Origin of the sequence: Sphingobium sp. BS19 (genome assembly GCF_027925545.1) — a bacterium.
GTDB lineage: Bacteria > Pseudomonadota > Alphaproteobacteria > Sphingomonadales > Sphingomonadaceae > Sphingobium.
In genome coordinates this window covers 116,012-135,299 of sequence record NZ_BSEF01000003.1, presented here as the reverse complement: position 1 = coordinate 135,299, position 19,288 = coordinate 116,012, and the positions used below count along the sequence as shown (strand labels likewise).

The following is a 19,288-nucleotide window of genomic DNA, read 5'->3' as shown; positions in this document are numbered from 1 at the left end:
TTTTCCCGTGTCGCCTGACGGCGTTATTGCGTTTCTTGTTTGCGGGCCGGGGAATATTCGCCCCCCGACATGGCGTGTTCGTCATCAGATTGAAGCTGGAAATATTGTTTCCTGATTAGCCTAACGAACTTGCCGGCTATTTCCTCCACCTGCCCGGAGACAGCGTGGAACACAGCGGCACGCGCCTTGCGCCCATTATGGTTTTGATGCAGATATTCGTAGATCGAGACCGAAATTACGCGGCTTTGGAGGAAATATTGGCGAATTCCATCGCAATAACGCTGGATACCATCGATTTTCGAATCTTGAAGGAATTGTCCCAAGACGGTCGCGCATCCGACGTGTCGGTGGGCGAACGAATCAACTTGTCGAGCAGCGCGGTGGCGCGTCGTCGCAAGCTGATGGAGGAAGCCGGTATTATCGGCGGCTATAATGTGTCGGTGAATTTGGCTGCGCTGGGGTTCAGCGGCGTCGTGTTCGTGGCCGTCGAACTCAATTCACAGGCGGAGAATGTCTTGAACGAATTCGAACAGGCCGTCGTGCAATGCCCGTCCATGTCCTATTGCGGGTTCGTTTCTGGGGACACGGATTTCATCATCATGATCCACGTCACGTCGTTCAACGATTATGACAAGATCTATCGCCAGGAGCTATCGATACTCCCGCATGTATCGAAGATACGCAGCAGCTTCGTCATGCGGGAAGTCGCGCGGCGGACGAACCCCCCGACCATATTTCAGAAGCGATAAGCCTCAGTTCGCTGCAGCGGATTTGACCTTCTTGTACGGGACGAATTCGCCAAGGCCGACCGATCCACGCTCGAACCGTGCGGCAGTATCGAACAACCGAACGATGTCGACGTTACACAACTGAGAAATCGATGTGCGAGTCACAAGCGCATCGCCATCCCGCAGGCTGCTGGCGCCCGATACCGGACGGTTGACATAAACAGTGCCGTTATTCGTTTCGTACAATATCGCCGTGCCGGTGATGATGCGCGTCGAGCGAATGTCGCGGGAATTGATGCAATTGACCGGCTTGCCGGGTGTACGCCCTTCGATGGCCTTCGCCAGTTTTTGTTCGGGGGTATCGCGCGACGCCGCCTGCGCCTGCGCGCCCGCTGCCATCAGTGCCGTGGCCAAAATCATCGAAGGCAAGATACGCATGTCGTCACCTTTCCGGAACGCGAAATGATTGTCGTTCCTACCCGATAGCGCATGAACGCATGCTGACCAATTCCCGTTCAGGCTTCGCCGAGATGTAGTGACAAATGAAACTTTATTCCCCATACCAACAGCCATGAGCACAGACCTGACCCGCCCGCCCGAAGCTGCGCCCGACTGGACGATATCGCAGGATTGGGCGCGCTATACGGCGGGCGAACATGCAATGTGGGACAGGCTGTTCGCGCGGCAATCCGCAATGCTGCCGGGGCGGGTAACGTCGGCGTTCATGGACGGGCTGGACGTGCTGCGCATGACAAAACCGGGGATACCGGATTTTGACGAACTGTCCGAACGATTGATGCGCAAGACCGGATGGCAGGTGGTGGCCGTGCCGGGGCTGGTGCCGGACGAGGTCTTCTTCGATCATCTGGCCAATCGGCGGTTCGTCGCGGGGCGTTTTATCCGGACGCCCGACCAGATCGATTATCTGCAAGAGCCGGATATATTCCACGACGTATTCGGGCATGTACCGCTGCTGGCCCACCCTGCCTTTGCCGATTATATGCAAGCCTATGGACAGGGCGGATTGCGCAGTCTGGGCTTTGGCGCGCTGCACAAGCTGGCGCGGCTCTATTGGTACACGGTCGAGTTCGGCCTGATCCGCGAAGGCGGCGACCTGAAGCTTTATGGCGCGGGGATCGTGTCGTCCTACGGCGAATCGCGCTTCGCGCTGGAGGACGCTTCACCCAACCGCATCGGCTTCGACGTGATGCGGCTGATGCGGACGGACTATCGGATCGACGATTATCAGCAGAGCTATTTCGTGATCGACAGTTTCGAAGATCTGTTGCGGCAAACGATGGAGACCGACTTCGCGCCTCTATATGCTGCGCTGGAAGATGAGCCGGACCTGGCGCCCGATGCCGTGATCGACGGCGACGTGGTGCTGACGCGCGGTACGCAAGCCTACGCCAAAAACGCAGCGTCGCTGTAGCGGCGGCTCCATTTGCGCTTGCGGCTTTGGGCACGGGCGCGCTATTGACCTGCCACTAATAAAACAGGGCGTCGCGTCAGGGTCTTCGGCAGGACAAAGTCCGCCGGAGAAGTGGGAGACTTGCGGTGCAGCGCGTACGATTTTCAATGGCAGCGGGGGTCGCTGCATTTTCACTCATGCTGCCTGCATCTGTAGGCGCGCAGTCGGCCAGACCCAGCCTGATGGACAGTTTCCGCATTGGCAGCGGCGGTGGCGCACTGTGTCAGGCGCAGAACAAGATCAACGATCCCGCCGGTGGCGGCATGTTCGATCGGGCATGGACGATTGCCTGCCGCGATTCGGCGCAGCCGGTGGGGCGGCTCTATGCCCTGCGCCTGCCAGCGAACATCAGCGATGCCGATCTGCTCGACAGGCTGGCGAAATCCCGTGGAGCGACATTAGGATGCAGCGCCGAGGGTAGCATAACGCTCCCCGATCTGGGGCCGGTGATGCTCCGCAACTGCCGGATTGCAGGGAACGGGACTGCTTATCGCATCGCTCGCCTGACGCGAGGCAAGACGACTTATGTCGCGCAGGGTTTTGCCAGCTATGCCAGCGCACTCGATTTGGGTCTGCGCACGATCGTTACCGACCGCATCGTCGACGGACCGGTCGAGATCGCGACACTGGGTGGCGAGGATATGACGGCGTTTGCGCGACTGCAGGCCGCAAGCCTTGACCCGCAAACAGTGCTCGCGGAGGGATATCGCCGGAACAATTCGGGCAATTATGCCGAAGCTGCGGAGTTTTTCGACAGCCTTGAGGATCGGTTGGCCAATGCCCCCGATGCGGCAAATCTGGGTGCACCCGAACGCGCGGCGCTGGCCCACGAATATGTCATCAACCGCGCACTGCAACTTTCCAACATGGGGGAATTTGCGCAGGCCGATGCATTGTTCGGGCAAGCACATGGAATAGCGACACGCGACCGAGTGCAGATCCGGCTGCGGCGCAACTTCGAAGCGATGCATCGGCTTAACCAGCGCGATTATGCAGGTGCACTGGCACTGCTCGACCAGCCGCTGACCGATCCGCCGCGCGATTTGCTGGACGAGGCCGGTGGCGTTTCGGTGACGCCGATGATTGCCGCGGAGATCAACAGCGGCGTACCGACGACACAGGCGCTGGGCACCGCGCAATCGACCAAGCTGTCACCGGAAGAACGCGCAGCCATTATCGACGCACAGACGCAGCAGTTGCGCGGCACGTTGCTGCGCGTGACCGGCAAACCGGCGGAGGCGCGGACGACGCTGAACAAGGCGCTGACCGATGCAATGGCGATCCGGCAGGGGCGCGTCACATCGATCACCCGACTGCGCGCGCAATTGCTGGCGGAAATCGCGCTTACCTATGAAGCGGAAAGCAATTTCGGACAGGCGGAAACGCTGCTCAATCAGGGCATTACCTTGCTCGCGGTGCAATATCCCGAGACGGTAGCGCTGAACGGCGCGCGCGCACGGCTGGGCGCGTTTCTCGTGCGGCGCGGGCGGAAGGACGATGCGATTGTCCTCTATCGCCAGATCATTGCCTCTACGACCGAGAACCATAATGCGCTGACGGGCCTGTCCAATCAGTTGCAGCCGTGGTTCGCGCTGCTGGCCCAAGAAATTCCTAACCGGCCCGAACTGACCGCCGACCTTTTCCGGGCGACGCAGACTTTGGTGCGCCCCGGCGCGGCCGATACGCTGGAAGTGCTGAGCCGTGAGCTGTCGGCAGGCACGGGGGATTCGGCGCGGTTGTTCCGGCAATCGGTCTCGCTGGCGCGCGATATCGAACGGGCGCGGATCAAGCTGGCGCAGTTGACGCTGTTGCAGGCGAGCGATCCATCGATTGCTCCGCAGATCGTTGCGCAGCAGCGGGATATCGAATCGCTGGGTGAGCAGCAGGCGACGACGCTGGCATCATTGAGCGCCTATCCGCAATATCGCGCGGTGGCGAAGGATGTGCTGACGCTGCCCGATATGCAGGCGGTGCTCAAGCCCGGCGAAGCCTATCTGAAGATGGCGCAGCTTGGCGATTCGCTTTATGCAGTGTGGGTCGATCGGCAGGGTGCAACGGGCTATCGCGTGGGTGTCGGCGCAGCGGCGCTGCAGCAAAAAGTGGCCGCGATCCGCGAGACCATTTCGACCACGGTCAATGGCGTGCAAGCCACCTATCCGCTCGATGTCGCTTTGGCACGGAGCCTGTATATCGACCTGTTCGCGCCCGTCGAGAGTCGGCTGGCCGGGGTCGAGCATCTGATTTTCGAGCCCGATGGCGCGATGCTGCAATTGCCCGTCAACCTGCTGATCGCCAGTCAGGCAGGCGTCGATGCGTATGACAAGCGCGTTGCCGCCAAGCCCGATACCGAGTTCGATTTCCGGGGTATCGACTGGCTGGGCCGCAAGCATAGCGTGAGCACCGCGCTGTCGGCGCGGGCCTTCCGCGATGCGCGCAACGCACCGGCATCGGCAGCGGCGCGCGACTATATCGGCTTTGGCGAAAATGCGCCGGTATCGGCGATGCGGACCGTTGCCCTGACGCGGTCTGCGTCTCAAACCGTCGGACCCAATTGCAACTGGTCGCCCGCGGAATGGAACAAGCCCATCGCCGCGACCGAATTGCGCGAAGCGGCCAAGCAAGTCGGCCTCGACGGGTCGGAAGTGCTGACCGGCAAGGCATTTACCGACGATGCGATCATGGCGCGTACCAATCTCAACGATTTCCGCATTTTGCACTTCGCCACCCACGGTCTGGTAACGGCCCCGCGCGCGCAATGCCCGGCGCGCCCTGCCTTGCTCACCAGTTTCGGGAACAGTGCAACGTCGGACGGCTTGCTGCAGTTCAGCGAGATCTTCGACCTGAAACTGGATGCCGATCTGGTGATCCTGTCCGCCTGCGACACAGCGGGCAAGGCCAGCCGGGAAGCGACGCAGTCGGCGGGGCTGACTGGCGGCGGCGGTGCGCTCGACGGGCTGGTGCGCGCGTTCATCGGCGCAGGCGGCCGGTCGGTGATCGCCAGCCACTGGCCCGCACCGGAAGAGTTCAAGGCGACCGAGCGGCTGATCAGCGGTCTGTTTTCCGCGCCGCGCGGCATGGGCGTCGCCGATGCGTTGCGCACTGCCGAAATCGCGCTGATGGACGAAGCCGATACCTCGCATCCCTTCTACTGGTCGGGCTTTGCGATCATCGGCGATGGCGCACGTCCGCTGGTGGCTCCAGCGACCGTGGCGCAGCGCTAGGCATTCGTGGGCGAGAACCGAAAACCGGCCAAATCTTGGCTATATCGCGCAACGCGCATCCTGCAGGATGCCGGTCGGTGGCGGCTGATCGCAACGGCGGCGGTGTTGCTGGTCGCCTTGCTCTGTGCGCGATTTAGCTGGGATTACGTGCCGGTCATTCGGGATGCCGAACGGTCCCTCTATGATTTTCGCATGACGGCCTTTGCGCCGCGCGTCGATCAGGATCCGCGCGTCGTGCTGGTCGTGTATAACGACCAGACGCTGATCGCGACGCGGAAACGCTCTCCGCTGGACCGGGCGTTGTTGGCCAAGGCTTTGCGTAACCTCGACACGCTGAGGCCGAAATCCATCGGCATCGATATATTGATCGACCAGCCGCAGGATGAAGACGCCGAACTGATCGCGGCGCTGCGCGCGATGAAGACGCCGACTTATCTGGGCTATGCCGGAATAACGGACAACGTCGACCAGATTATCTACGAACAGCAGCAATATCTTGAAAGCTTCTTCAAGGCCGTAAGTACCGAAAAGGTGAAGCCATCCAGCATCCGGCTGGAGGCGGACGCAGATAATGTGATGCGAAGCTGGCCGGCGCAACTGGCGACCTTGCCCACGATATTGGTGCAGGCAATGGCCCCCTCCCCCGCCTTCACCAAATATCGCGGCAGTATCCGATACCGCTTGCCCACCGATCCCGACCGCCCGGTCTTTGCGTCCTTCCCCATCGATCTGTTCGCCGATCCCTCCGTCGGCAGCGCCTTTGCCGATCAGATCCGCGGACGGCATGTGATGATCGGGGGCGACATCGTCGATAACGACCAGTTCGAAACGCCGATGTCGGCGCAGACCGGCAAATCCATGATCGGGCTGGAAGTGCACGCCAACATGCTGGCGCAGTCGCTGGACGGCGCGGCACTGACGCGGGTGCCCGGCTGGTTGCTGTGGGGCATCGCCTTTCTGGCGGTGCTGGCGGCAGGGTTCACCAGCCTGACCGAATTGCGCTGGTATGCGCTTGCGCCTTATCTGATCGTGCAGGCTATCCTGTTCGGCGGGCTGCCGTTTTGGTTCCAGAGCAGCGGCTGGGATACGCAAGGGGTGCCGGCCATCGGATGGGCATTGGGCTGGATACTGGCATTCGCGGCCGTGGGATCGGCGGCACGCGCGGTGGGGTCTCAGCAGCGGCGGTTCGCGCAATCGGCGCTGGGCAAATATCTGCCCCGCGACATTGCCGCGCAGATCCTGCAGGAGCCAGAGAAGCTGGCGCTGCATGGTGAGAAGCGCGCAATATTCGTGGTGTTCACCGATCTGGAAGGCTTCACCAAGCTGTCGCACGCCATTGCGCCGGAAATGGTGGCGCAATTGCTCAACCGCTATCTCGACAGCCTGTCCGACGTCGTGCTGGCGCATGGCGGCACCATCGACAAGTTCGTGGGCGATGCCGTCGTGGCGTTCTGGGGCGCGCCGATCTCTCGGCCCGACGATGGCATGAACGCCGCCAAGGCCGCCTATGCGATGTGGGAAGCGGGCGAAGCGTTCCGCAAGGACATTCCCGATGGCGTGCCGCCCATCGGCAAGACGCGCGTGGGCCTGCATTACGGTGAGGCGATCGTCGGCAATTTCGGCGGTGAAGGCCGCATTCAATATACCGCGCTGGGCGACAGCATGAACACCGCCGCGCGGCTGGAGGCGGCCAACAAATCGCTGCATTCCAACATGATGGCCAGCCGCGAAGCGATGGAGCGATCCGGGCTGGAATGGTGGCGACCGATGGGGCGGGTGATCTTGCGCGGGCGCGCCAAGCCGGTCGAAATATTCGAACCTGTGCCCGATTTTCCGGCCAGTGATCGCGATCACTTAACCACGATATTGAAACGGGTAGAAGAAGACAGGGCCGGTGCTCTGCAGGATTTGATCGCACTTGTGATGCGACATCCACAGGACACCGCTTTGGCACATTTGCTATATCGGATCGAGCAGACCGAGGATGGAGACGCATATGTTTTGGGGTAGAAAAACGTCACTGGGTATCGCCATGATGCTGGCGCTGGGCGCCGCAACGGCGATGCCTGCAGCAGCCGAGACAATCGTGGTCCGCGCGTCTGGGCCATCGGCCAAGGGCTATCCCCCAGGCAAGAAGCTGGCCGATAGCGGCACGCTGTCGCTCAAAGCGGGCGATGTCGTGACGCTACTCGATGGACGCGGTACGCGGACCTTGCGCGGGCCCGGCACCTTCGGATTGACGGCGCAGGCGAGCGCGGGCACCGACAGCCGCAACACGCTGGCGTCGCTGCTGGAAACCAAGCGCGTTCGCCGCGCACGCACCGGGGCCGTACGCGGCGGCGTAGAGGAAGACGCGCCGGCGCCGCGCAGCCCGAACCTGTGGTATGTCGACATCAGCCAGCCGTCCACGGCCTGCGTCCCCGATCCCGCCAATGTCCAATTGTGGCGCCCGGATATCGGCAGCGCCGTGACATTGACGATCACTCCGATCAACGGCGGTGTCAGCGCGCCAGTGACCTTTGGCGCAGGCGAAGCGGTGGCCGGTTGGCCGGCTGCATTGCCGGTCACTGAGGGCGCCAGCTATCGGCTGAACTGGGCCGGTCTGGCCAAGCCGGTGGATATCGGCTTCTCCTTGCTGGGTGCCAGTGCAGGCGGGCTGGAAAACATGGCATCGACGCTGATCGCAAAGAAATGCGATGCGCAACTTGCCCTGCTGGTGGAGACAGTGGCACTGCCCGATCCGGCGCCCGACGCGCCGTGATTGGCCGAGACATATAAAGACCCAAGCGGCTCATAAAGGGACATGGTCGGATCATGCCTGCGCTTGTCAGCGACGAGGCAGGCTGATAGGCCATCGCCCTGATGAGCGCCGCCACAAGAGCGGTGCCGAGTCCCTTTACGGTCGCAGACATATCAAGACAGTCGGTGGTGCGGCCACTGTCGTCTTTCGCGCATATAAGACACTGTTTTCGCAAGCGTAACACATAGTTGCGCGCGAACGGTCGGGGGATCGTAATGGGGCTGAATTTTCGTGCAGGCTGTTTCGGATCGCGCATTCTCGCGCTCTTGACGACGTCTGCCCTGCTGCCCGGCGTGGCACTGGCGCAGGCCGTTCCACCCACAGGCGGTGCACCCACACGCGAGGAAATCGAACGCGGCACTATGCCGACAACCCAAGCCCCCGCTCCGTCCCGTCTGACCGTCGACGGTGGCGTGGAGCGTGCACCCTGCCCGCTTGCCGATCCGCAATATGCCAAGGTCATGGTGACCTTCGCCAGCGTGCAGTTCAACAACATGGCGGCGGTCGATCCGGAAAGCCTGCGCGATAGCTGGGCAGAGTTCGCCGGGCGCGAAGTACCGATTGCGACGCTGTGCGAAGTGCGCGACCGCGCCGCGACGGCGCTCCGTGCGCGCGGCTATCTCGCCGCCGTACAGGTGCCTGCCCAACGCATCGAGAAGGGCGGCACCGTCGTCATGGACGTGCTGATGGCCAAGCTGGTCGGCGTCGAAGTGCGCGGCGACGCAGGCAATAGCGAGAAAATGATCGCCGCGCATCTCAATGCGCTGAGCAATCAGCCGGTGTTCAACGTGCACGATGCCGAACGGCACCTGCTGCTCGCGCGCGATATGCCCGGCTATGATGTGCGGCTCGCGCTGCGTCCGGCAGGGTCGGGCAAGCCGGGCGAAGTCATCGGCGAAGTGCAGGTGACGCGGCGACAGGTACAACTCGACGTCAATGTGCAAAACCTCGGGTCGCAAAGCGTGGGACGCTTCGGTGCGCTGGCCCGTTTGCAAGTGAACGACATTACCGGCATGGCTGACAGCACTGTCTTCAGCATCTTTTCCACGGCGCAGACCAGCGAGCAAACCGTCCTGCAGGTCGGGCATAGCATGGGTATCGGCAGCGATGGCGTCCGGCTGTCGGGCGATCTCACTCATGCGTGGACCAAGCCGGATATTGTCAACCGCACGCTCAAATCCAAAACGCTGATCGGCAGCCTGACGCTGAGCTATCCGCTGGTGCGGCGGCAATCGCGCAACCTGATTAGTGCGGTCGGTATCGACATCGTCGACCAGAAAGTCGAATTCAGCAATGTGCCGCTGAACCGCGACAAGCTGCGCGTGGTTTTCGCGCGGCTCGATGCCGAAGCCATCGACGCAGCCAGCCTGACGAGCACGGCGGGCTATTCCGCCGGGGAACCCAAATGGCGCGTGGGCGGATCGATGGAGTTGCGGCAGGGGCTGGACGCGCTGGGCGCTAGCAAGCCTTGCGGTCCCGGCGGGGTAAATTGCGCAGCGCCGCGCGTTCCGCTGGGCCGTATCGAAGCCGATCCGAGCGGGTTTGCCGTGCGGCTGAACGGCTATGGCGAATATCGTCCGGTGCCCAACATCGCCTTCACATTGTCGCCGCGCGCACAATATTCGCCCGATGCGCTCCTGGCCTATGAGCAGATGAGCGCCGGCAACTATACGGTCGGGCGCGGCTATGATCCCGGTATTTTGATTGGCGACAGCGGTGTCGGCTTCGCGGCCGAAATACGCATTGGCAGCGCGATGCCACGGGGGCCGAAGGATCTGACCGTCCAGCCTTTCGCCTTTTTCGACGCAGCATGGATATGGAACAGGTCCAGCGCCTTTGACGGAATCGACCCGCAAAGGCTGTATTCGGCGGGCGGCGGCATACGCGGCGCATTCGGCAGCCGTGCGCGATACGACCTGACCGTCGCCGCGCCGCTCAAGACCACGACTTTCGAAACACAGCGCAGCGACGTGCGCGTGCTCCTGTCGGTGACCGCCCAATTGCTGCCCTGGAGGCGATAATGCATAAGCTGAAGCAACGATTGTTCTGCACCTGCGCCACGGCGCTTGCCATGGGCGCAGTCGCTTCGATCCTGCCCGCGCAAGCGCAGCAGGGCTTTCTGGGCAATGTCACCGGCACGTTCGGCAGCGAAGGGATCGGCCCTTCGATCAGCGGATCGAACAACATCATTTCGCTGAGCGATCGCGAATCCATCATCGACTGGCAGCCTTCGGACCAGAATGGTACGGGGCCGATTGATTTTCTGCCGCAGGCAAACAGCGTCCTGTTTCAGGAGCAGGTCAGTGCGACGATTACGGACTTCACCGTCCTCAACCGCATCCAGCCCACTACGGGCGCGGGTGTGCCAGTATCGCGCGTCATCGAGTTGAATGGCACGATCCAGAGCCGCTTCAATGGCGTCGCGGGCGGATCGGTATGGTTCTATACGCCCGGCGGATTTGCCGTTGGCGCTAATAGCGTGTTCGATGTCGGCAATCTGGTTCTCACAAGCAATCAGATCGACACGACCGGCGGCCTGTATGGCGCGAACAACACGATCCGCTTTCGCGGTGCCGTGGGCAGCACGGCGGGAGTCACCATCGCCTCCGGCGCGCAGATAACCGCTTCGTCAAGCAACAGCTATATCGCGCTTGTCGCGCCGCGCGTGGTGCAGGGCGGCACTGTCAGCGTCAACGGATCGACGGCCTATGTGGGGGCCGAGCAGGCGGACATTCGGATCAACGGCGGGTTGTTCGACATAGCGGTGACGGTCGGCACGACCGACGCGCATGGCGTGGAGCATACAGGAACGACGACCGGACCGGCATCGGTCGATGCGAGCCCGACCACTCCCGATCCGCAGCGTGTTTTCATGGTGGCCGTACCGAAGAACAATGCGCTGACCATGTTGCTGTCCGGCGACATCGGCTATGCCGCTGCGGCAACCGCCCTGGAAGAGAACAGCGCGGTGGTGTTGTCATCGGGTTACGACGTTGAAAACGGTATAGTCTCGGCGGCACCCAATAGCACCGCGACAGGTGCTGCGGGTATAAGCATCGGGGCGGGGACGTTCTCATCGCAACTTAACGGATCGGCAACCGACGGTATTACCGTCAGTTCCGGGGCCGCCACGCAGTTCTCCGCCGATGCGACATTGAATGCGCTGAGTTCGGTGACGCTGTTCGCTGGCGAGGATGCCTCCATTACAGCGCTGGGCAATCTCACGCTTAATGCCGGCACCGGGACCGATGGCGGCTCGATCGGTGTCAGCGCCTTTGGCGACGCCATCACTTCGGCCGCATCGGGCTTCATTAATGTCGCGGGACAGATGACGATCAACGCACGGGGCAGTGGCACGTTCGTCGCGCCCAATGCAGTGGGCGGCACTGTCACCATCAGTTCGGACGGTGGCGACATCCGCTTCGGTAGTCTGGCCGTCGACGCCACAGCCAATGCCAGTGCCGACGCAACCCGCTCCGGCAATGCCATAGGCGGCGCGATCACGTTGGAAGCGCTCAATGCCGGGACGTATACGATCGGCAGTATGACGCTGGACGCATCGGGTAACGGGTACTTCCTGTCGACGCCTCCCTCAATCGGCGGCGATGGGCAAGGCGGCACCATCCGGGTAACCGGCGCGGGCGGCACGATGGACTTTGCCGATGTCACTCTGCGCGCGCAGGCGACTGCAGGAACGTCATCGACGGGCGCAGCCGGTCTGGCCACTGCAGGCGACATCTATGTCGATATTTCCAGCGGTACGCATGACTGGACCGCCCTGTTCGCCGATGTATCCAGCGTTGCGGGCTATTCCACCAATGGCGGCACAATGGCCGGGGCCACGCCAGGGGCGAACGGCATCAGCATCGACGTGCGCAATGGCGCAACGCTCAATCTGTCGCAGTCCATATCGCTCTATGGCGACGCCTATGCCTATGGTCCGGGGAGCGGTCCGTCCGAAGTGCGCGGCAGCAATATTACGACACGCGCTCGCGACGGTGGCACATTGAGCATGGTGCTCGATTATTTCGCCTCAGCACAGGCGCGTGGGGCCAATCAGGTGTTTACGCAAACCCCAACGACCGGACCGACCGCCTTCGGCGGCAACATATCGTTGAGCGCGGAAAGCGGGACCTTTTCCGCAGGCAGCATTGAACTTTATACGCGGGCCAATGCTATCAATGCCGACACGCCGGGGAACGCGACCGCCGGCAACGTCACCCTCTTTGCAAACAGCCCCGGCGCGCAGCGGGGAAGCTTTGCCCTGACCGATTGTGTCAACGCGTTTTGCGAGATAACCGCTACCGGCTCAGGGGCCAGAGGCGTCAATGGGTCGAGCGGTCAGGGTGGCAACATACTGATATATGCCAGCGACGCCGATCTGACCTTGCCCGGCGATTTCACCGCTTATGCTTCGGCACAGGCTGGCGAATCGCGCAACGGGGATGGCATTGTGGGCATCTCCGGCACCGCAACGGCGGGTACGGTCACGGTAGAAAGCCGTGCTGGCGCGCAAAATTCCGCTGTGCTTTCCTTAGGCGCGTTCAACGTGGACGCCAAAGCAGTCGCTACGGCCCCATCCGAAGGCCCCAGCTTCGTCGCTGGCAATGGCGGCGACGCCGTTGGCGGCGGTGTCGTGTTCAATATTCTGGGTGGGCAGTTCTCCGCAGATACCCTTGAGATCACCGCCGACAGCTTTGGTGGGGCATCTGCTGTGACCTGTCCGGGGTGCGACGGGGGCGGCGTGACGCCGTTTCAAGCGGGCACCGGCACAGGCGGCACGGCCAGTTTCCTGATGGCAGGCGGCACGGCAACGATCGGGACGTTGACCATTTCCGCACTGGGCGTGGGGGGAGACGCGGAGAGCCCCTTCAGCACCGACTCCATCGGTGCAATCGCGGGGGTCGGACGGGGCGGCACGGCCAGTTTCGAAGCGCGGTCTGGAACGATTACCGTAGGCACCCTCACCGTCTCGGCCGGGGGCCGAGGGGGCGCCGGTGGCGCCACCCTAGATGCAAATGCCGTCGATGGCGGCGCGTCCGTTGGCGGCACAGCCAGTTTCCTGATGGATTTCGGCAGCAATGCCGTGGTCAACGTAACCAGTCTGAATGTGTCCGCCGCTGGTACTGGCGGCATGGGCGGCACGTCCGAACTGAGCGACACTGATGACGCTTACGGGGCAGGGAGCGGCGGCAGCGGGTCGGGTGGCACCGTCGATTTCGTGCTGGCGGGCGGCACGCTTACCAGTCCATTCATCACGATCTCTGCGTTCGGCACCGGCGGCGATGGCGGACGTAACGGCAGTGACGGCGCAGGCGGCAACGCAGGCAGCGGCACTGGCGGCACCGCCCAGTTCACGCTGGCCAGCGAAGGGCATAGCCTGGGCGTAATCGGCGTCGAAGCGAACGGCAGAGGCGGTGTCGCGGGCGACGCCAAGGCGATCGTGGGCTATGATGCGTTCGGCCAGCCCATCTATGCCGTTGGCATCGGCGCGGGCGGCAGAGGCGGGTCCGGCACGGGCGGTCGCGCAAATATGGTGGTCGATGTCGATCCGATCCTCACCAACCTGACGATCAGCGCAAATGGAGCGGGCACGAGAGGCGGCATTGGTGCAACAGGTGGCAATGGTGGAGCGGGCAATGGCGGCACCAACGGCCTGGGTGCCCAGTTAACCGTCAGCTTCGGCGCATTCACCGTGACAAATCAACTGGATATCACCGCCGAAGGATTTGGCGGAGAGGGCGGCAATGGCGCGACCGGGCGCGGCGGCGATGGCGGCATCGGGACCGCCGGCGAATCCGGGTTTATCGCAACCGGCAGCAGCACGCAGGTCCAAACCAACATCCTCCAGATCATCAGCTATGGATTAGGCGGCGATGGCGGGGAAAGCGCCGGCATCGGCGTTGCAGGTGGAAGCGGCGGAGCGGCCTTTGGCGGGACGGCTGGTCTTCGCGTAGCCGACAACGCACAATTCGCCTTCGGACAGCGCTCAGTAATCAGCGCCGGGGCTATTGGTGGCACCGGCAGAGGCGGCACGGCAAGCAGCGTCCCGGGCACCGGCGGTGCCGGCGGCGCGGGCGGGAGTGTAACGGGCGGCATTGCAAGGCTTGCCGTCGAAAACGCGACCTTGATCGACGGGCCCAATGGCAACGTTCAGATTTTTGCAGGCGGACTTGCCGGTGTCAGCGGCCCCGGCGCGCCGGATGGTGGGCTTAACGGACCCGGTGGCGATGCCCTGGGCGGACTGGCGCAGCTCGAAAGCGCGAGCGGCTCCATCACGTTGAATAGCGTTACCGTCGATGCCTCGGCGCTGGGCGCGCGCGATGCGCGGGGCGGCACGGCCAGCGCTGACTTCTTCAATTTCGTCGGGACCGCACTCCCCGCCCCCGGCACCGCAAATATCGCTTCACTACAACTCGATGCGAACGCCTCGGCTAGTTCTCTCGGCGGCTCCATAGGTCTGGGCGGCGCGGGCGCCAATGCCATAGGCGGCACTGCGGCAGCCACGATGGATGGCGCGGGCATAGTGACGCAACTGGGCAGCTTCAGCGCGACTGCCAGAGCCTTTGGCGGCAGCGCACGACAAGGCCTTGATGCAGGAACGGCGGGCGCAGACGGTGGAACGGCGACCGGCGGGCGCGCACGGTTCGTCGCGACGGGCAACAGTCAGACGACGCTCGGCTCCTCGTTCAGCCTTATTGCCGACGCCACAGGCGGGGTCGGCGCAGACGGCGTGTCCGGTACGGTAGGCGGCGCCGGCGGCAATGGCGGCACGGCGCAGGCGGGCGACGCACGCTTCACCATCGACGCGGCTCAAGTGTTGGCAAACAGCGGCGACTATCTGATTTCCGCACAGGCGACGGGCGGTGCTGGCGGGGCGGGCGGCAATGGCACCAACTCCGGCGCCAGCGGCGGGATCGGCGGCAATGGCGGCGACAGCACGGGCGGCCTCGCGCTGTTCCGCGCAACCCAAAGCGACTTCGATCTACCCAATCTATCCATCTTCGCAAATGCAACGGGCGGGCTTGGCGGGATCGGCGGCTCTGGACCGGCGTTCCCCGGCAACCCTTCGGCGACCCCACCCGTACCGCCGTCCGGCCCGATCCAGTCAAGCGTGGGCCTGAGTGGTGGCGGCTCGGGCGGCATCGCGCAACTCCTGCATGCCGACACAGGTTCGTTGGCATTGGGGGCGCAGCGGAGCATCGACGGGGTCACTATGCAGGCAAGCGGGATATTCCCTGCCGCCTCAACCTTTGGTGTTGGACCTACCGCGGGCCGGATCGACATTACGGACACATCGACAGCCGCAGGCGGCGGTCTGATCATCAACGGGACGTTGTCTGGGACAAGCTTGGGCGATGGCGCCTGCGCCTGTTCGGGCATCAACGTCAGCAGCAGTGCCAACCCGATCCAGACGTTCAACACGTTGCTGTCCACCGACGGTGCAACGTCCTTTGCCTTTACCGGCGGCGGCTCTCTGCGCGCTTTGGGCGTGCTGAACGCCGATAGTGGCCGAACGATTACGATCACGCACAGCAATCAACCCGCCACCCCGGTCGATAGTCTGTTCGGGGGAGTAGTATCGCTATCGGCACAGGGTAGCATAAATGCCGATGCTGGCAGCGCGCTGCGTGCCGCAGGCAACCTCCGCATCGTAAGCCAGCTTGGCTCGGTCCAGTTGGCGAACGCTCGTGCCGGTGCTGCAGCCGATATCCAGGCCATCGCTGGGTCGGTGCAGGGCAACATGCTATCGGGCGCAAGCATTACCGTTAGCGGCAATCAGGGCATTAACTTCTCAACGGTCAGTTCCGGTGGGACGACAAGTTTGACTGCGCCGAATGGCGCTATTCTTCTGGCGGATCTGTCGTCTGTTGGCGCAGTGACGGCAACCGGACGGTCCGTGACCATAGCTGGCACCGGTGCACTTACTTTCACCAATGGCACCGCGACCGCCGGAGACCTTTCGCTGAGCGCCGGGACGCTCAGCATTGGGGATGCGTTCGCAAGCAACTCCCTCTCGCTCATCTCGACGGGTGAACTGACGGCCGGAACGGTTACCGCCACCGATGATATGACATTGACCAGCGGTCTTTCGACAACCGTGACGGGAAACATCGATCCGCGCAGCCTGACGATCACGTCGGGGCGCGACGTCAATCTGGGCGCGGGGGTTCTGGTGACGGGGCCGCTGCGCATCACGGCGCAAGGGACTGCGCGGTTCCAGGGGCAAGTCAACGCCCAAACCATCGACGTGCGATCCAGCGATATCGTGATTGGCACCGCAGGACGCCTGGGCGTGCAGGGTACGACGCAATCGCTCATCCTGAACGCCGCATTCCGGCAAGGCCGCGATTATATCGGGGGCGCGGATCAGGCCAATGCGTACAGCCTGTCGGGCGACGAAATGTCGCGGCTTTTCGCGCAGAACATAACGATCAATCCGCAGGGGCAGACCACCGTCGGCGGATTTACGCTGACGTCGGGAACGTCCGCATCGGGAGTTCCGGGAAATCTGGGTCCGAACGGAACGCTGACCATCAACTCGCCGGGACGCATGGAAATCGTCGGCGCGGTGCAGTTGACCGGGTTGGGCCAACAAGGTGGGCTGGCATTGCAGGCGGGCAACGGCATCGATCTGCTCACCGATACCGGATCGATCGATCTGCGCGGTAGCGGGGCGGCATTGGGCGGCGTGCTGACGATCGACAGTGTCGGCTTCTATCAGGCAACGCGCACTACGCTGGATGCGATAACCGGCATCAACATTCCGCTCGACACCCGCAGCAACCGGCTGGCGATCAACGACGGAGCCGTCAACGATCAGGGGTTCACCCGCGCCGGCACGATACGCTTCGCTACGCCGCTCAACCTGTTCATTCAAAACAGCGGCGCGAGCACGGCCTTTGCCGACCGTCGCGGTTTCACGGCCAACAGCGTGTCGATCCAGAATGCCACGGCCAATACGGAAATCGCCATCAACGGACGGCTGGTCGATGCATCCGGCGCGTTCGTCACGGGGCTGCAGGCAATCCCGCTTGTCTCGATCAATGGCGTCGGCGGGGGGCAAATCGGGTCTTTCGCGGCACGCTCGACTGCCAATGGTTGCCTGATCGGCAATGTCGCGAACTGTGGCGTGATCGCGCCGACCGTGCCGGAGGTCGAGACGCAGGACAATCGTGACAGCATCGACCGGATCGTCGATCCAGCCGTTGCCGGCGGACAGATTTTCCCGGTCATCGTCGTTGAGCTGCGCGATTTCGTGGTGGAAGGATATCCGCCACTGATCGACGAGCCAGTGACCGGCGCAGGCAATGAAGACCTGTGGGACAGCGATTGCAGCGTAAGCGGTGATAACGGATGCGGCGATTCAGTAGCGCCTTAACGGATCAAAGGGGACATTTATGACGAAGGCTTCAGACCTGTTCATTCAATGCCTGGAAGAAGAAGGCTGCGAATATATCTTCGGGGTTCCGGGCGAAGAGAATCTCGACATGCTCGACAGTTTGAGCCGGTCGAAGTCGATCAAGCTGATCCTGACGCGCCACGAACAAGGCGCTGGCTTCATGGCCGCGACCTATGGACGGCACACCGGCAAAACCGGCGTGTGCATGGCGACATTGGGCCCGGGCGCGACCAATTTCGTAACCGCTGCCGCTTATGCTCAGCTTGGCGGCATGCCGATCCTGATGGTGACGGGGCAAAAGCCGATCAAGAAGAGCAAGCAGGGCCGGTTCCAGATCCTTGACGTGGTGTCGATGATGGGGCCGATCACCAAATATACCCATCAGCTTGCGAGCGCCGACAATATCCCGAGCCGCGTGCGCGAAGCCTATCGCCTCGCCGAAGAGGAAAAGCCCGGTGCGACGCATCTGGAATTTCCAGAGGATGTGGCGGACGAGGATACCGACAGCACGCCGATAAAGCCCAGCCTTGCGCGTCGCCCCTCCGCTGACCCCAAGGCCGTGCGCGCGGCGGTGAAGATGCTGGAGAAGGCGAAAGCGCCAATCTTGGTGATCGGTGCGGGTGCGAACCGGAAGATGACGGGCCGGATGCTCCTGCAATTCGTGGAAAAGACCGGCATTCCGTTCCTCACCACGCAGCTTGGCAAGGGCGTGATCGACGAGACCCATCCCAAGTTCCTGGGGTGCGCGGCGCTGTCGGCAGGTGATTTCGTGCATCGCGCGATTGGTGCCGCCGACCTGATCGTCAATATCGGCCATGACGTGATCGAAAAGCCGCCTTTCTTCATGAAGAACGATGGCGGCACGCCGGTCATCCACATTTCCACCCGTTCGGCAGAAGTCGATCCGGTCTATTTCCCGCAAGTCGAAGTAATCGGCGATATCGCCAACGCAATCTGGCAGATGAAGGAAGACATCGTTCCGCAAGACTGGGCCAGCGATAAAATGCTGGATTATCGCAAGGCGGAAGTCGCCCACACGGCCAGCCTGGACGGCGACGACCGCTTCCCGATTTTCCCGCCTTATCTGGTACGCAAAGTGCGCGAGGCGATGCCGAATGACGGCATCATCTGCCTCGACAATGGCGTCTACAAAATCTGGTTCGCGCGTAATTATCCGGCGCGGCAGCAGAACACCGTGCTGCTGGACAATGCGCTGGCGACGATGGGCGCGGGGCTGCCTTCCGCAATGGCCAGCGCGATGGTCTATCCCGATCGCAAGGTGATGGCGATCTGCGGCGATGGCGGCTTCATGATGAACAGTCAGGAGATGGAAACGGCCGTCCGCCTGAAACTGAACATCACGGTGCTCATCCTGAACGATGGCAGCTATGGCATGATCCGTTGGAAGCAAGCCAATATGGGTTTTGCCGATTTCGGACTGACTTATGGCAACCCGGATTTCGTAAAATATGCAGAGGCCTATGGCGCGTTCGGACATCGCGTGGAAAGCTCGGCGCATCTGAGCGAATTACTCAAGCACACACTCGACACGCCCGGCGTGCATCTGATCGACTGTCCTGTGGATTACAGTGAGAACGACAAGATATTGAACAAGGACATCAAGGAACTGAGCGCAGCGCTCTGACTTCTGCTATTGCCTCCTGC

General features: G+C 62.5%; 10 protein-coding genes. 8 read left to right on the top strand and 2 right to left on the bottom strand.

Going from position 1 to position 19,288, the window contains the following annotated elements; genetic code table 11:
- Window positions 1-23 precede the first annotated feature (23 nt).
- The gene (locus tag QMG56_RS04255) at window positions 24-323 is read right to left on the bottom strand and encodes a hypothetical protein (RefSeq protein WP_281821340.1); all 300 of its coding nucleotides are present in this window, start codon (window positions 321-323) and stop codon (window positions 24-26) included.
- Between QMG56_RS04255 and QMG56_RS04250 the strand changes: the two genes are divergently transcribed.
- Window positions 306-749 carry an Lrp/AsnC family transcriptional regulator gene (locus tag QMG56_RS04250; protein WP_281821339.1) on the top strand — a complete coding sequence of 148 codons (444 nt, stop codon included), beginning with the start codon at window positions 306-308 and terminating at the stop codon, window positions 747-749. The two genes, QMG56_RS04255 and QMG56_RS04250, sit on opposite strands and share 18 nt — an antisense overlap.
- Window positions 750-752: 3 nt before the next feature.
- On the opposite strand, the gene QMG56_RS04245 is transcribed toward QMG56_RS04250, so the two are convergent.
- Entirely contained in the window at window positions 753-1,166 is a 414-nt protein-coding gene (locus QMG56_RS04245) for a hypothetical protein (protein ID WP_230186673.1), read from the bottom strand.
- 133 nt (window positions 1,167-1,299) lie between these two features.
- Between QMG56_RS04245 and phhA the strand changes: the two genes are divergently transcribed.
- From phhA to QMG56_RS04210, 7 genes are all read left to right on the top strand, one after another.
- Window positions 1,300-2,160 carry a phenylalanine 4-monooxygenase gene (gene phhA, locus QMG56_RS04240; protein ID WP_281821337.1) on the top strand — a complete coding sequence of 287 codons (861 nt, stop codon included), beginning with the start codon at window positions 1,300-1,302 and terminating at the stop codon, window positions 2,158-2,160.
- A gap of 176 nt (window positions 2,161-2,336) precedes the next feature.
- On the top strand, window positions 2,337-5,420 hold the full coding sequence (locus QMG56_RS04235) for a CHAT domain-containing protein (RefSeq protein WP_281821336.1): 3,084 nt from the start codon (window positions 2,337-2,339) through the stop codon (window positions 5,418-5,420).
- 6 nt (window positions 5,421-5,426) lie between these two features.
- A complete protein-coding gene (locus QMG56_RS04230; RefSeq protein WP_281821334.1) occupies window positions 5,427-7,430 on the top strand; it encodes an adenylate/guanylate cyclase domain-containing protein in 2,004 nt (667 codons plus the stop codon).
- Window positions 7,417-8,181, top strand: a complete 765-nt coding sequence (locus QMG56_RS04225) for a hypothetical protein (RefSeq protein ID WP_281821332.1) — start codon at window positions 7,417-7,419, stop codon at window positions 8,179-8,181. The genes QMG56_RS04230 and QMG56_RS04225 overlap by 14 nt, the downstream gene beginning before the upstream one ends.
- 305 nt (window positions 8,182-8,486) lie before the next feature.
- Window positions 8,487-10,241, top strand: coding sequence for a ShlB/FhaC/HecB family hemolysin secretion/activation protein (locus tag QMG56_RS04220; protein ID WP_281821331.1), 1,755 nt, complete (start codon window positions 8,487-8,489; stop codon window positions 10,239-10,241).
- Window positions 10,241-17,602 carry a hypothetical protein gene (locus tag QMG56_RS04215; RefSeq protein WP_281821330.1) on the top strand — a complete coding sequence of 2,454 codons (7,362 nt, stop codon included), beginning with the start codon at window positions 10,241-10,243 and terminating at the stop codon, window positions 17,600-17,602. Before QMG56_RS04220 ends, QMG56_RS04215 begins: the two co-directional genes overlap by 1 nt.
- Before the next feature lie 19 nt (window positions 17,603-17,621).
- Complete coding sequence (locus QMG56_RS04210; RefSeq protein WP_281821328.1) at window positions 17,622-19,268, top strand: acetolactate synthase large subunit; 1,647 nt, start codon at window positions 17,622-17,624, stop codon at window positions 19,266-19,268.
- Window positions 19,269-19,288 lie beyond the last annotated feature (20 nt).